The following is a 15,745-nucleotide window of genomic DNA, read 5'->3' as shown; positions in this document are numbered from 1 at the left end:
GTGTGACGTCGCTCTCGTTAGACCCTTAAATGCTTGCAACATCACAGAAAAATTCCTTCACAATTTATAAATTTGTGCCCATGGTAGAAGCATTTTCTCGTCCCAGTTCGTTACAGTTGCCGGCACTCAGTTCTTACAATGGTGAAGTTCGAGTCCCCGGATCCAAGAGTATTACAAACCGTGTTTTCCTTATTTCGGCATTGGCCCGCGGAACCACAAAGCTGCATAACCTTTTGCGCAGCGATGATACCCGCTACATGGGCGAGGCCCTCAAGGAACTTGGCATCAAGATCGAAATGTCCGACGACTATACCGAAGCCACTGTGGTGGGCAACGGTGGTCCTATGGATGCCCCCGAAAATGTAGATGGCGATTATGTGGCAGACCTTTATTTGGGTAATGCCGGTACCGCCATGCGCTCCCTCTGTGCGGCCCTTACCTTGGGCAAGGGCGAATTCCACCTGAGTGGTGAGCAGCGCATGAAGGAACGCCCCATCCGCGACCTGGTGGATGCCCTGGGCAGCCTTGGCGCCGACATCACCTACATGGAAACGGTTGGATTCCCGCCGGTATGCATCCGCTCCAACGGCCTGAAGAGCGGTTCCGTAAGTGTTCGCGGCAATATTTCTAGCCAGTATTTGACCGCCCTTCTGATTTGCGCCCCCTACGCCATTGGCGAAGAAGGTTCCGAACTCCACATTCATGTAGAAGGTCAGCTGATTTCTGCCCCCTACATCCTGTTGACTCTGGATGTGATGAAGCATTTCGGCATCGAAGTGCGTCACGATGGCCTGACTGATTTTTACGTTCCCAAGGGCGTTTATGTAAGCCCCGGTGACTACATGGTGGAAGGCGATGCCAGTTCTGCCAGCTACCCGCTTGCCGCCGCCGCTATCGCCAAGGGCAAGTGCCGCGTTCTAGGCGTGGGCAGCGAATGCCGCCAGGGTGACGTGGCCTTTGTGGAAGTGCTCAAGAAGATGGGTGCTAAGATTACCATGGGCCCCGACTGGGTGGAATGCGAAGGCGCTCCGTTGCATGCCTGCGATATGAACCTGAACGACATTCCCGATGCCGCCATGACCGTTGCCGTGCTGGCCCTGTTTGCCGACGGCCCCATGACCATTAGCGGTATTGCCAGCTGGCGTGTCAAGGAAACCGACCGTATCGCCGCCATGGCTGCCGAACTTCGCAAGGTTGGCGCCCAGGTGGTAGAAACCAACGATTCCATTACCGTGACCCCGCCGGCCAAGCTCAACGAGAACGTAGCTATCGAAACTTACAACGACCACCGTATGGCCATGTGCTTTAGCCTGGTGGCCCTGGGTGGTGTGCCGGTGAAGATTATGGACCCGGCCTGCGTGAACAAGACTTATCCTAAGTACTTCGAGGATTTCAAGAAGTTGGCTAAGTAATTCGGTGTGTTTGGATTAGAAAAAGTGAATAAGATCTTTGGATTATTTCTGCTGGTTGTTTTCTCGGTAGCGGCTTTTGCCGATCCCGAGCTGCATGCGGTGCCTGCCAAGGATACTCTGTCTCTGTGGGTTATGGACGACGGTGTCAATTCAGGGTTTGCCCTGCAGAAGATTACCCGTAAGTATTCCCAGCAGACAAAGAAGCCTGTAAAGGTTCGCTTCCTGAATTGGGGCGAGGCTTTTGACGAATTGCAGCGCGTGTTTGCTATGGACTCTTCTGAGGTGGAAGCTTCTGGTGTCGAAGTCCCTGACGTTGTGCAGTTGGGCTCCAGCTGGGTTCCCTACTTTGCCGATGCTGGTATGATTTCCTCCATTGATTCCCTTCTGGATGTTGTGGACTCCACACGCTTCTATAGCGAGGCTATGAAGGCGACTCACGTTGGACGTGGCAAGGAAACTTACGCCCTGCCATGGTTCCTGGATGTGCGCGGCTTGTTCGTGAATGAACGTCTGTGGCTTTCTATGGGCTTTAACGATGAAGATGTAGAGAACTTCCCTGAATTCTATGGAACATTGCGTTCCGTGGCCAAGGCTCAGCTTAAGAATGGTTACGGTCGTCCTGTGACAGCTTTTGAATTTGGTGTACGCGAAGACTGGACTGCTCAACAGCAGATGGCTCCGATCCTGTGGAGTTTTGGTGGTGACCTGGTGGTGGAATGCGAGGTCCACGAGAACGATTCCTCTAGATTCTCTGGCTATCGCAGCGCCCTGGTGGATTCTGCTTCCCTGGTAGGTTTGCGTCATTATCTCAAGTTTGTCCGCGACCGGGAAATTTCTCCTAACGGTCTTCGCGAAAATTCCAGTCAGATTGCCGACCGCTTTGTCCGTTCCGAAATGCTCATGATTCACGGGACCTCCGAAATCATCCGCAAGATGGAATTCGGTAGTGATGTGGGTGGCCTTATGGAAAGTCCCCTGGCTAAAGATGGCATTGCTGTCATCCCTTCTCCTAAGGGACCTGCCGGTCGCTTTACCTTCGTGGGCGGAAGTCATCTGGCTCTCCCGAAGCTTCTGTCTTACAGGTCAGCCCAACGTCAGAAGGAGGCTGCGGATTTGTTCCTGTTCCTGCTCCGCGCCGACAACGTGGACCAGTATTCCCGTCAGATCGGTTTCTTGCCGGCAGACCGCAGCCTGATCCACCTGTGGGCTCAGGACTCCCGCTATTACCAGTTGATTAATGGTCTCGAAAAGGATGGCCGCAGCTTCATTAACATTCCTGAATGGCGTGAAGTTGAAGTGGTCATGAACAATATGGTGGGCCGCATTGCCAAGTCCCTGGCAGACACCAGCAGTGATGAGTCCGATGAAATTCCTCGAGTGGTTCTTGCCGCACACGAACAGATTGATAGCCTGCTCCGCCACGAAAGCGGCCTAGACCGAGATTCCTTATGGGCTTGTATCCGCCTGGCGTTGATGCAACCTGTAGAAGAACATGAAAATGAAATCCGCGAAGAACCTCAGGAAACAGAACGTCCCCTGTTTGTCGTGTTAGTTGCTGCCGCGGCTCTTGTCCTTGTTGTTGTCGTTATTGTTGTTGTCTTGCGCCGCAAGCGTTGATGCCTGTACGGTTTCCTGAATATGAAGCTTTTCTCTAGCCTTAAGAATTTTTCGATGGCCCGCAAGATGACGGCGCTCTCGATGTTCCTTTGTGTAAACGCCCTTGCCGGTTTTGACCTGGCCCCTTTCCAGTCTTATGTGGATTCTGTTGTGCCGGGTTCCCGTTTCGGTCTTTCGATCCGTTCTGTGAAATCCGGTGTGGAACTGGGTCAGATTCGCGGCTCCGAAAAGTTTACTCCGGCAAGTACATTAAAGACTTTGACTACGGCTACGGCCCTGCATTTTCTGCCTCTGGATTATGAACCCAAGACCGAGATTTCTCTGTTGGGCAGTATCCAGAAGAACAAGGGTATGGATGGCTATGACCTGAAGCCGGTTTTCGTAGGAACCGTAAATGTTCGTGGAGAAGGGGATCCAAATTTTTCGGGACGCTATTATGCGGATCCCTTTGACGCCCTGTATGCCATGGCTGATTCTATCAAGAGCCTTGGGATTGATACTATCCGCGGAAACTTGAATTTGGATACCAGTTATTACACTGGCCCCTGGAAGGCTGAGCATTGGCGCAAGAATTTTTATGATGCCTGGTACGGTGCAGAAATCGCTCCCCTGAACTTTAATGACAACTGCACCATGATCCGCTTTAAGCCCGGTGCAAAACCTGGTGATCGTGCTATTGCCGAAATCGTTCCCGATGTAGGTTATGTGGTTCTCAAGAATGAACTGCAGACGGTTAAGGGGCGTTCCAAGAGATGGACATGGGCTCTGGATCCGGTAAGACCCGAGATAGTCCTTGGCGGTACCATTGGCACTAGCATTGATTCCAATCAGCTGGTTCTTCCTGTGCGAAATCCGGTGGCTTATTTTAGGGCAGCCCTGATGCACGCCTTCAAGGAAAAGGGCCTCAGCTACGTTCCCGATAGCACGGTTACTCCCGGTATCGAGATCAAGAAATTCACCTTTAGCGCCGCTCCACTGTTGAGTATCCTTGACGAAATCAATCAGCGCAGCCAGAACTTCCACGCCGAAGCCTTGTTCCGCAATCTTGGCGCACAGATGGCTGGGGAAGGAAGCGTCGAAGGCGGCAAGGCTATGGAACGCAAGTTCCTTGCCGAAATGGGAATAGACTCTACCCACTTTGAAGTGTGGGACGGTTGCGGACTTTCTCCCAAGAACAAATTGCTGCCCTCTACAGAAACTTTGTTGCTGACAAAGATGGCTCGTCATCCCAAGGGCAGTTATTATATCAACAGTTTTGCTGGCCCTGGCGCTGGTACAGGTAGCAAGCGTCAGCTGGAAAATCCCTATCCTTGGCTTACCCGCTTCAAGACAGGATTCATTGGTGAAGCCCATGCCTTGGTGGGTTATGTGTTCCCCATGGATGGCGATACTCTGGCCCTGGCCATGTACCTGAATGATACCGGTAAGAACCCCGATGCCAAATTGAAAGATGTGTTGGATACTCTGTGGACCCGCATTGTCATGCAGACCAACGACAGTTACGCCTCCCTCATGGAAATGAAATCTTTGTGGTTGTCTGCCAGACACATCAAACCTTTCCATGAACGTCTGGATTACTTCTCCAAGGCTATGATCGGTAAGCCCTACTTGCTGGCCGCTATGGGTGAAAGCTATCTGGATACCATCGAGAATAAACCCTTGGTGAACATGGATTCCGTGAACTGTGTAACTTATCTGGAACATGCCTTGGCTATGGCAAGGGCCGCGGATGAAGATTCAATTTTCAATACCCTTCAGCGTATTCGCTACTACAAGGGCATTATTGATTTCGCTCATCGCAAACATTACATGATTGTTGACTGGGTGAATGGCAGCAAGTATGCCAGGGTTCTGCCTCTGCCTGGCGATACCATTATTCAGCGCACCATGCCCAAAAAGGAATTCTTTAAGGCGAAGGGCATTACCCGTAAGAGGGACGACGAACCCACAGACCTTCGTTACCTGCCTTATGACAAGGCTATGGTTCTGATGTCTCGTGCCTACGAGGGTCCCTTTACTGTGGTTGGAATTGCCTTTGTGGCCAAGTCCGAAAAGATCGACGTGACCCACACCGGATTCGTTGTGTTGCGTCCCGGTCAGTTGCCGCAGCTGCGCCACGCCTCTTCCTTGCAGAAGCAGGTGGTGGAAGTTCCCCTTACAGATTATCTTGAAAGTCGCCGCGGAAAGCTTCCTGGCATAGTTCTCTTCGAATTTATTCCGCAGTAGTTTCGGTTGCCTTTTCGTAGCTGGTCAGGTTGATCTCTTCGTTGGCGAAGAGGCCGCGCTGGGCCATCAGTTCTTTCTGCAGCCTCTTGGCTCCAGGGAGGAATGTGGCTACGGTAATGCCGCCCGATGCAAGAGCCCCGATAAAGGGAATTGCCTTGCTGACGGCCTGGGCGAATCCCTTCTTGGTTAGCTTAATTCCCAGCATCTTTGCAATGGGTTTTGCCATCTGGAAAATGGCAGTCTTGGTCAGCGCCTTCTTGGGGAGCTGTTCCAGGGCCTGCTTGGCCAGCTTTTGCGCCAGGGAGTGGATGGCCTGGGATGCCGACCCTGCGCCCATGACCGTTCCCACGAAAATGGTCATCATGTCGAGGGCCACGTCAGAAAGTTCGCCGCTGTCGTTGTCAACCATATTGGGGAATCCATACAGGTAAGCCAACTTCTGCGAGAGTACCAGCACATGAAAATAGTACTGTGAAAGGTCTGCGGGAATAGTGCCCAGCATGGCGATGCCGCCGGGGATTCCTGCAACAGCCGAGGCGGATGTGACGGCGATGGTGTGGTTACGGATGCATGCCGTTGCAACGCGATCGATCACGTCTTCGTTGACAATGGCGTAAGGACGTTTCGAAGGGATCATGTCCAGCTGTTCCTGGGTGCAGTAAAGCTTGAGTTCCTTGGTCAGGTACTCGTTCCTGTCGACCCTGATTCCAGGGAGACTTGCTGTTTTCTGCAAAAATCCATTCCAAATTGCGACGGCGTCGGCCATTGAATCCTCCGAGTTAATTCACTAGAGAATAATAACTATGTGAACGCACATTTTGAACGTCTAACGGTAAAATAAATGATAAGAGTGTTTTAGAACACTATAAAACACCTTTAAAAGGCGGGGGGGAGAAAAAATCCGTTAAAAATCGAAGGCCAGAATGGCCACCATCTCGTGGAGGGGGCTTTCTTCGCTGTCGTTTTTGGTGGCGCCGGATTCAAAGGCAGTCCATGCATCGGGGGCCCAACCGTAGGCATTCATGGTCAGTTCCTTGCCCATGGCAATTTCGGCGTTCTCGATTTCTTGCCATTGGATTTTGCCTGCGGGGGCCTTGTAGTACCTGAGCATGCCCAGTGCTTCCATGGATTCGGGGTAGTCATCTACCAGCTGGTAAACGCAATCCTTGTAGGATTCGCCCTTCAGACGGATCACGCGGTATAGCCTTTTGCGGCCCAGGAATTTTGTCAGGTCCGCCTGATTTACCATCACCTTGGCGCTGCCTCCGAAAAAGAAGGCCAGCTCCCGAAATACTTCGGAAGATTCGTCCATAAGGGGCGAAAGTTTCTTGATGAGGGCTGTGGCGTCGTTGATGCTCATATCACAAGGATAGAAAAAATCCGCTCGCCGGATTTGAAATGCAGCGAGCGGACTTTGATTTGGAGGAGTAGACTTGTTTTGTATTAGTAATCGCAGTGGACTCTGAAAGAACCGGATTTCAAGATGAAGGCGATTGCGGAGCCGGATGCGTTCTCGTTGGAACTTGCGTTGAAGAATCTGCTGTAGTTTACGTTTCCGTAAAGGGTGTTGGAAATCGTGCTGTAGTTCACTTCTGCGGATGTCTTGCTCGTGACCCACATGCCTTCGCTTTCTTCGTTCTGGGCCCTGAATGTTACAAAGGAACGACCAACCTTGTTGCACATGTAGGTCAGGTAGTAAGTGCCGGGGCGGGTGAAGGTATATCCGGTCATGTTGTCCAGAATATAGCCGCAAGCCACTTCCTTTACCGTATTGTCGGAGTTCTTCAGGGTCACCCTCGTCTGACCTTCGTATTCGTAGGGGGCCAGGGCACTCATGCCGTCGGCAGAGGTGGATTCCACACCATCCCAGGTATAGCTGGTAATGGGGGCGTAGGACTGGCAACCGCTCAGTTTCCAGGCGCGATGGGTATCGGTGGTGTTTTCGGTATCTTCGGTACAGGCACAGTTTCTGATCTGGGATGCCTTTACCTCTACATAACCGCCGCATCTTTCGTAACCATTTCCGTTGATGGAAAGCTTGGAGTAGAACGTTCCGATGGTGTCGTAGAACACGTTGGCGGTTACAATACCGTCGTTGCCGGTAGCATCATAAGAGGCCATGGTGGCACCGGGGAACTTCCATTCGTAAACGGAATTGAGAATGTCTACGATAGAGGAAGTTTCGTTGGCGTCGAACTGGAACTTGACGGAATCTCCATGGTATATAGTTGTCATACAACCAACGCATCCAGGATAGTATGCTCCGCAGTATCCGCTTACGACTCCCGGTTCCACGCTGTAGCTGTAGGCGGGCTGGGGGTTCACCGTCACTTGGGCAGCGCTACTGGTGGGAGCCTTGGAACTGGAGGAAACATATACGATGACCGGTTCGTAGGTGATGCTGGTCTGGGTTCCGTTGGTGTAGTTGTTATAGATGGTGGCTTTGATCGTGCTGGTATCGGTACCGCAAACAACGGTAAGGGTGGAGTCCGAGGAATTCAGGATGCGACACCCAACGCCATCCGTTCCGTTGACTCCATCTTGGCCATCCCTGCCATCCTTACCGTCTTTGCCGTCGGCACCGTTTGTGCCGTCCTTCCCATTTACACCATCTTTACCGTCGGCGCCGTCTTTACCGTCAACGCCATCCTTGCCATCTACGCCGTCGCGGCCGTTCAGACCGTCTTTACCGTCAACGCCATCCTTGCCGTCAACACCGTCACGGCCGTCTTTACCGTCGACGCCATCCTTGCCATCTACGCCATTTGCGCCATCAAGGCCGTCGCGACCATTGTAGACCGCCACCACGGAGGTGTCGCAAATGACGTAGATGCCGGAGCCATCGGGAATAGGAGTGGTCTGGCAGGAGGTGCCGTCCTTACCGGCTTTGCCGTCTGCCCCATCTTTACCATCCTTCCCGTTCAGGATTACTCCGGACTTGTTGCCGCAAGTCACTGTGTAGCCGAGGTTGCTCTCGAGCTCCATCAGGTCGCAGCCCGCCAACTCCTGATTGCCGGTATTTGTTCCAGACGTATTCACCTGGCTGTTAGTCAACACTCCGACTAGGGTTCCATTGCAAATGACATGGATGCCGCTAGACACACTAACCATGGAACAGGTGGGAACGCTCTGGACATTGGTTGCGGTCGAGCCGGAGACTGTGCCCGATGCCGTAACGTTTGCCGTAATCTCGCCGTTGGCGTTAACTGCCTGTTCTGCGTTGATCAAGTCTTCGTTAGAACAGGCTGCAAGGAGCATGGCCGAAGGCAATGCTGCCATCAGCACTTTTCGTGATGTTAAAATTGGGAAAATCATGAAAGGCTCCTTGTCAAAAGTATGCTATGTAATATATGCTGACATAAAGCCCTTTATAATGGAAAAGTCCCAAAGCCCTATTCTCAAGTGGAACAGTAGCTGTAAAAAATGAAAGGTTTACTTGACACCGCTCACACTCAAAACGATAATGCTTTTGAGGTGCGTGTATGTCTGAAAACTTTCGCCGGTTTAAGTTCGGGTCAAAGAATCTCTATGGCGTCTGGAGACTTTTGAGGGGCGTGGGTATCGTACAAGGCTGTCTACCTGGAGAAGACATAATGAGCGTCGGTTTCTACAGCGAGGTTGTAGGACATCATACGAAGCGAAACATTGAACGCCTCGTAAGTCAACTGGTTGATTTTCGTCTAGGTATGGCGCACCTGTACAATATTCAACAAGAAATCAAGGGCGATTGGAATGGCTTTATGGAGTATCGCTTTTCGGAAAAGTGGAAGCGCAAGCGAACTGCAAGCTATGGGGACCTTCTCAAGGTCGTTGCCCCCCATGAACGAGGTCAGCGGTTTGTACGAGATTTTCCGGAATATGAACGCATCTCGTTTCTAGAATTTAACGATTCCTTTTTATCTCCGAGAATCCAGTCTTCTGATTATTGGGCGGAACATAAGGCGGGGCGAATTGACGGTTATACTTTGGGTGATTCAGAAACCTTTTCTGCCTATGGTATTTTCCATCGCTTGATGGAGACGGCTGCGTACCTGCCTAATTGCCCTATGGCAAAAATCTTGTACCCTAGGACCTATAGTTTCCTGTGTGGTCAGGAAACCAAGTCGACCAGTCGGTTTAGACTCAAGTTTGTAGCGACTTGTAACGACACCACTCCGCGGGGCCTGCTAAAAATGGCCCGTCATTTTGTGGAACACTACTATGCAGATACTGGAGATTCCCGCATAAAAGTTGAACATGATTTAGATACGGTACAAGTGTCTGATGTCTGTTTCTATTCCTGTGATCCATATGAAGGAAAGCCTGCAGATGAAAATGACTTTTGGGGTGACTTTGTCAATTATTTTGAGTGGGATTACGATGCCGACGGTAATATTACCTTTGTTGAATTCGTCTGCTCTGTTGAAAGTCGTGGTTACCTGGTAGGCGGAACCGAACTTTCCAATGATTTAAGTCGATATAAAGGTGGGGTATATATGGACTTTTCGAGGGCGGATTTTTTTCAGTTTTTTCGCGACCTGTTTGAACATCCTCTTGAACTTTGTGTGAGTGACTGTTTCCTGATGACCGTTCCGACCCTAGAGGAATATAGGGATTTCAAGTACAAGCAGTACTTTGGTGACGTATGGTGTCTTGAAAATATGCTGAGATGTTTCTGTGATTTTGGGACAATAAATGAGTGGAATCTGCTTTCGCCCTTGCTTAAGATCATGCAGGCCGGTGCGCCTAAAAATTGCCACTTGAAAATTGATTATCGGGGATGGCATAGCCCCGGTGTTTTGAGTTCTCCTGGGGATTATGAGACGTTCTTTGAAACAGTGGATTCCTGGATCCATATTTTGCAATCTCTTTTGGATAATTGGGATCTTGTTCGCTCCCGCAAGGAACTTGCGAAAAAAATCACAGATGTGGTATCGCTAGATCCCTTGTTGTATACGGATTCCGACGTCGAAGAGGTTGTAATATACGCTAACGGTCTGATTGAATAAAAAGTTTTTATCTTTTTTTGCAATCATCGTTATTGCGTATTATTATGAGTGCTCGTATAAAGTTTACTGTTCTCTTTTTGCTTTGCCTGGTGGTAAATTCCTTTGCAACCTATGTGGCTGTTCTGGAGACAATGTCTAGTACGGGTGCTCTTGGCCTGTCCGAAAGAATGTACCTGACCGATAAGCTCCGCGAAATTGCCAGTCGTACCTTGCCTGCCTATATGGATTACACCATCATGACTCGCGAGAACATCAACGCCATGCTGCCTCCGGGTAAGACGATTGAGGAATGTGAAGGTTCGTGCCTGGCTGAAACTGGCCGAAATATTGCCGCTGACTTTATTGCCCAGGGGCGTATCGGAATGTTCGGTCAGCAGTTGACCTTGACTGTGGAACTCTACGAAACCGCATCCAATAAACTGGTGGGGAGCTTTACCGCCCGTAAGCCCGATGCGGAGGGCCTCATCGAAGATATCGAAGAAAAGGCCCCAGAACTTTTTGAACTGGTGAAGGGCGGACCCGCAGGTGTGCCGGCTTCCAAAGCCGACGATTTTCGTAGCTATGTGGTGGATGTGCAAACGGATCCGGTTGGTGCCTTGCTCAGTGTAGATGGAAAGCCTCAGGGGTCCTGTAAGAATACTCCCTGTAACGTGTATTTGACTCCCGGACGTCATCGATTCCTTTTTGTTAGTGAAAATTATAAGGATCTGGATACGGTCGTCGATGTAAGGCAGGATAATCAGAAATTGTGGGCTTCTATGGAGGCTAACTTCGGCACGATTACGGTGGCTCCTGTGTTTACGGATAATTACGAGGCTGCAGGCCATTTACGGGTGACTGTAAATGGCAAGACTCAGAGCGGCTCCAAGTTTAGATTGGCTCCCGGCAATTACAAGATTGCAGTTTCTCATCGCTGTTACGAAACGCGTGAATCTACGGTGAACGTGTCTAACGGAAGTAAGCTGAAGTTTAGCAAGGCTCTAGATGTGGCCATGGCTGGTATTACTATCGAGTCTGCTGAAAATGGAAATTGGGATGATCCGGAGCCTGTGTACGTGAATGGGGTTCAAGTGGGTGTAACTCCTTATACGGGGCAGGTTCCCGTTTGCGCCAAGATCCAGATGGGCGTACGCAAGGAGACCATGGTTACTGACCTTAAACCGGGCCAGAAGAACCGCTATGTGTACAAACCCTCAAAATACTCGTCTGTTTACGGAAAAGAAGACTACCAGGCTTCTCACCTGGACGCACCGGTAAAGGCTTCGACCTTTGATGGATCGGGTATGCCCAAGGATACAATCGGTCGTGAAACCAAGTTGTTCTTTAACGTTTCTTTTGGTGGATTGCTTTATACAAGCAACGGAGAGGAGCGTTCTGACACGGATTTTAAATTTGGCTTAGGTTTTGAATATGACCTGGCCACCAGCCGCCGCTTTGTTTTTGGCCTCGGATTAGGCATGTCTTTTGAAACGCAGAATATTCAATACGATATCTACAATAGCAACAGCTCCTATTATGGCGACTACTATTATTATAGCGACTATGTTAGCTATAGTGATGATGTGCAACTGATAAACATTGATGCCTTCTGTGTGCTGGGCGTGGGTTGGGCAGGTTTTAAATTCTTTGCGAGGGCCGGCTTAAGCTTTAATGTAAGTATGGAATATGGAGGCATGTTGGATCTAGAGTCAGTCCCTGCGGTGGGCATGTTTGAATTGGGTTTCAGGTTTGCAAGGAACCATGAATTCTATGTGGGTGTTAGTGGAGGTGTGCTTGAAGACACTGCCCAGAACCTTACTTCCGACAACAGCATATTTTTTGGCTACCGTTACGCTCCTACCGTGGGTAGAAAGGCCTTTTAGGCCGCAATCCATCCTTGGCTGAATTTGACAAAATGGTCCCGTGTACACGATATAATGGTGTATGCGGGATCTTTTTCACATTAATGATTATATCAGGTTGAATTCGTCTGACTTTAAGGGGGAAATTAAAAGGAGACGGATCAGTTTCAACATGCCCACTCGAAATGTGCGTTACTGGATGAATCGGGCCAAGACGCCTGAGGGCTTCCGTTTCCGTCGTCTTCTAGAAGGGGAATCCTTGCTGGTTGTGGACAACAAACTCATGGTGGAACTGCCTGAATCGCTGGCTCGCGAAGAAATTGTGGCCCAGATGGTGCAATCGATTTTTGGCGAGGGTTGTACCTTGCCGATTCCCAAGACTGTGGCAGGGAACATCAAGGTTTCGCTGAAAGTGGATTCTTCCAGCGTAAAGTGGGTGTTTAGCGGCCGCGTGGTGACCGTGACTTTTGATTCCTCGGTTTCGCTAAATCAGGCTGTTTCCAGATTGAACTCCGATGAACTTGATCGCGGCCTTAAGATTAGTTCCAATGAATTATTCGAGGCGGGATCGTCTTCGCGGGTGCTGTACGAGGTGATTGTAAATCCGGATGGGATTGAATGTATTTGTACCAAATCCGGTTATTACATCATCACTAAGTCTACCGATGAAGCGATACTTCGTCGCAAGTTCTTTCTGATGTATGGTAGAAGGTGTTTTGGTTCCATGGAGGTACTCTACAATTATGCACAGTACTTTAAGTACGGCAAATCCACCACGGATCAAAGGGATGTTTTTGAAGGCCTGAAAAGACGCCAGACTGTGGGTTGGCTACAGAACAAAAATTACTATGAGGTAAAACAGCGGGTAAAGAGTGACCAGACATTGGGCGATATGTGCAGGTATGTCAAGTCCCTTGATGGAGCGCTAGCACAGTGCCAGAAAGCTTTTGATTCGGGAGAATGCTATGGATCCGAAATGCGCTTTGCCACAACCCATGGCTATGTTGAAATTTCCTTAGAAAATAATCCTGATTTAAATGATCGGGATTACTTGCACGAAGGTCTAGAAACATTGCGCAAACGGGTTTCCCTGATGTTGAAATTTCTTGAAGAGGATCTGGCTCCCTCTGTACCGAATGCAACACTTCTAGAGAATGCACTGCTGAATTACGCCTTTACGAAGGTGTGCGCCGATCCCTTCCTGTATACAGATTTCTCTGGGGATTATCAGGTGGATTACCATGAGTTTGCAGAAGGATTGATTTAGGGGTGATTATGAGGTTGTTCTGTGTTGTGATGCTCTGTGCCGTATGGGTCTGGGCGGAGGGGGCTGAAACCGTACGCGGGGTGGAATTCTCCGACTTGCTCAAGGAAATCGCCCTCCCTAAAAGTTGCCGCTGCACCGTACACGACGAACGCTTTTTGGCGGAGCCCGGCACCTTCGTGGACTGGGAAACCGACGGTGTGTCCGAGGTGCCTTCGAGCAGTATCGTTTCGGGGCTTGGAGGCCTTGGTCGCATAGGCTCGCTTTACATCCGCTTTGACGGAAAGTCCATGACCAAGGTATTGCACAAGGTGGTGGAAGAAGTCCCCTGGGGGATCTCCTGGTCGGGAACTTTTCACCTTGTATACGGAATCTGCCTGTCTGCGGCAGTATCTTCTAGGGATTACGTCAGCATCGTGAATTACATCGAAAAGAAAAAGTGGGGCAAGGTCATCAAGATTCCCGAAGTCTCGGGAGAAGAGTGCAACTCCACCTGGGTCGAGATCAGGATCCCCGGTTATAGGACCATGTGGATGAACGACCTTGAGGATTTTGGGAATAGTTGCGGGTCGGTACATCTAACCTTTGTATTCGAAAAGCCGGATGAGAGTCGCGCCTGCCGCCTGTTCGAGGGGTGATTTTCGTCTAGGGGTGTTGTAAAACTTTACAATCCTTTTTTCGCTAAAACCCTAAACACGTCCTTTTTTTGGGGTTATCATTAAGGGCATGAAAAAGAAATTGACCTCTCTCTCTCTTGGCCTGTTGCTGGGTGCCTCTGCAGCCTTTGCTGCAGAAACGATTTACACTGCTCCGTCTTTCTTCGATGAAAACGGTGGCTACTTCGGTCCCGACTGCGACCAGACCAACTATTCTGGCGCATACTACACCGGCGACTACACCAGCCCCTTCAAGACTTTCTTGGGCAAGACCGATGCTGAAATCCAGGAAAAAATGGATCAGCTTTGGAACCATTACTTCAAGGGCGACAACAACTCCAAGGTCTACTACGATAACGGCAACGAAGCCTACATCAAGGATATCAACAATAACGACGTCCGTTCCGAAGGCATGTCCTACGGTATGATGATCGCCGTTCAGACCAACCACAAGGAAGAATTCGACAAGCTCTGGAACTGGGCCAAGAATCACATGTGGCACAAGTCTGGCGACTGGGATGGCTACTTTGCATGGAAGCGTGGCGACAACGGCCAGGGCGGCGACGACAACTGCGCACCCGATGGCGAAATGTACTTCATGATGTCCTTGCTCTTCGCTGCAAACCGCTGGGGCGATAGCCAGTACATGGACGACGCCCAGTACATCTTGGACAAGATGTGGAGCAACTATAACCATCAGCTGTTCAACACCTCTTCCTACATCATTACCTTCCAGCCCACTAACGGTAACAATACCTGGTCCGACCCGTCTTACGACCTGCCGGCCTACGTAGACCTTTTCGCTCGCTGGTCCAAGACTCATACCGACAAGTGGACTGCCGCTACTAAGGCAACCCGCGATCACCTTTACAAGTCCTCCAACACCTCCTCCGGCTTGTTCTCTGACTACAATAACTTCGATGGTACTCCCCACGCCGTTAGCTTCAATAACGACGCTACCAGGTATATGTACGACGCCATGCGTTGCGCTATGAACTTCGGTATGGACTACTACCTGTTCGGTTCCGACGCAAAGCGCGAAGAAGAAATGGCAAAGCGCATTATCGACTTCTTCGAAAAGGACGGTTACCAGCACGCCCGTTTCAACTGGGATGGTTCCAATCCCTCTGAATCCTACACCCTGGGCGAAACCGGTGCCAACGCTGTTGCCGCCATGGCATTGGCCAACAATCCGTCTTACGAAAAGGCTATCAAGACCAACCTGGAAAAGGCTTGGAACGCAAGCTTGATGACCGGTCAGTACCGCTACTACGATGGTCTGGTTCACTACCTCTCCATGCTCCACCTGTCTGGCACTTTCAAGATTTGGAAGCCCAAGCCCACCGTGGAAAAGAAGACTGTTGAAGGTACCGAATACAATGGCGTTACCTATGACAAGGAAACCACCATCAACGCATTTGAAGGCTGCAAGCTTTACGAAGTCACCATTACCGGCAAGCAGAGCGCTCCTGTCGTCGACGCTGCCATTGCGATTACTTCTGTCAAGGCTATGAACGCCGCCCGCGTATGGTCTACCAATAGCGCCATCGTTATCGAAAACGTTGCCGCAGGCACCAACTTCTCCGTGACCGACATGAACGGCCGAGTCATGATGAAGTCCAAGGTCAGCTCCGCTTCCCATGAAATTCCCATGAGCAACAAGGGTGCTTTCCTGGTGATGGTCGGTAACAAGACCTTCAAGGTAATCAAGTAAGTGTAGATCCGCCGACGCCCGCGCATC

Annotated in this window: 11 protein-coding genes; 8 read left to right on the top strand and 3 right to left on the bottom strand. The window is 50.4% G+C overall.

What is annotated here, in order from left to right:
- Positions 1-80: 80 nt before the first annotated feature.
- The 3 genes from aroA to dacB are packed head-to-tail and all read left to right on the top strand — an operon-like array spanning position 81 to position 5,255.
- Entirely contained in the window at positions 81-1,412 is a 1,332-nt protein-coding gene (gene aroA / locus B7992_RS02305) for a 3-phosphoshikimate 1-carboxyvinyltransferase (RefSeq protein ID WP_073159818.1), read from the top strand.
- A 24-nt stretch (positions 1,413-1,436) separates the two neighbouring features.
- Positions 1,437-3,029 carry an extracellular solute-binding protein gene (locus B7992_RS02300; RefSeq protein ID WP_088665510.1) on the top strand — a complete coding sequence of 531 codons (1,593 nt, stop codon included), beginning with the start codon at positions 1,437-1,439 and terminating at the stop codon, positions 3,027-3,029.
- A 21-nt stretch (positions 3,030-3,050) separates the two neighbouring features.
- The gene (gene dacB / locus B7992_RS02295) at positions 3,051-5,255 is read left to right on the top strand and encodes a D-alanyl-D-alanine carboxypeptidase/D-alanyl-D-alanine-endopeptidase (RefSeq protein ID WP_088665509.1); all 2,205 of its coding nucleotides are present in this window, start codon (positions 3,051-3,053) and stop codon (positions 5,253-5,255) included.
- Here the strand turns inward: dacB and B7992_RS02290 are convergent.
- The 3 genes from B7992_RS02290 to B7992_RS02280 form a co-directional block, all read right to left on the bottom strand.
- Positions 5,242-6,021: a hypothetical protein gene (locus B7992_RS02290; protein ID WP_073235962.1), complete on the bottom strand. Its 780-nt coding sequence runs from the start codon at positions 6,019-6,021 to the stop codon at positions 5,242-5,244. The two genes, dacB and B7992_RS02290, sit on opposite strands and share 14 nt — an antisense overlap.
- Before the next feature lie 138 nt (positions 6,022-6,159).
- Positions 6,160-6,615: a hypothetical protein gene (locus tag B7992_RS02285; protein WP_073235959.1), complete on the bottom strand. Its 456-nt coding sequence runs from the start codon at positions 6,613-6,615 to the stop codon at positions 6,160-6,162.
- A gap of 83 nt (positions 6,616-6,698) precedes the next feature.
- Entirely contained in the window at positions 6,699-8,570 is a 1,872-nt protein-coding gene (locus B7992_RS02280; RefSeq protein ID WP_083539769.1) for a hypothetical protein, read from the bottom strand.
- 167 nt (positions 8,571-8,737) lie between these two features.
- Between B7992_RS02280 and B7992_RS02275 the strand changes: the two genes are divergently transcribed.
- From B7992_RS02275 to B7992_RS02255, 5 genes are all read left to right on the top strand, one after another.
- On the top strand, positions 8,738-10,243 hold the full coding sequence (locus B7992_RS02275; protein ID WP_088665508.1) for a hypothetical protein: 1,506 nt from the start codon (positions 8,738-8,740) through the stop codon (positions 10,241-10,243).
- Positions 10,244-10,287: 44 nt separating this feature from the next.
- The gene (locus B7992_RS02270; protein ID WP_088665507.1) at positions 10,288-12,105 is read left to right on the top strand and encodes a PEGA domain-containing protein; all 1,818 of its coding nucleotides are present in this window, start codon (positions 10,288-10,290) and stop codon (positions 12,103-12,105) included.
- A gap of 151 nt (positions 12,106-12,256) precedes the next feature.
- Positions 12,257-13,351: a hypothetical protein gene (locus B7992_RS02265; RefSeq protein WP_073286306.1), complete on the top strand. Its 1,095-nt coding sequence runs from the start codon at positions 12,257-12,259 to the stop codon at positions 13,349-13,351.
- An 8-nt stretch (positions 13,352-13,359) separates the two neighbouring features.
- The gene (locus tag B7992_RS02260) at positions 13,360-13,986 is read left to right on the top strand and encodes a hypothetical protein (RefSeq protein ID WP_141100341.1); all 627 of its coding nucleotides are present in this window, start codon (positions 13,360-13,362) and stop codon (positions 13,984-13,986) included.
- 88 nt (positions 13,987-14,074) lie between these two features.
- Positions 14,075-15,718, top strand: coding sequence for a glycosyl hydrolase family 8 (locus B7992_RS02255; protein WP_073235941.1), 1,644 nt, complete (start codon positions 14,075-14,077; stop codon positions 15,716-15,718).
- The last annotated feature ends 27 nt before the right edge of the window (positions 15,719-15,745 follow it).

This window comes from Fibrobacter sp. UWH1, assembly GCF_002210365.1.
In the GTDB taxonomy this organism is placed as follows: domain Bacteria; phylum Fibrobacterota; class Fibrobacteria; order Fibrobacterales; family Fibrobacteraceae; genus Fibrobacter.
This window is presented reverse-complemented; position numbering and strand designations above follow the sequence as displayed.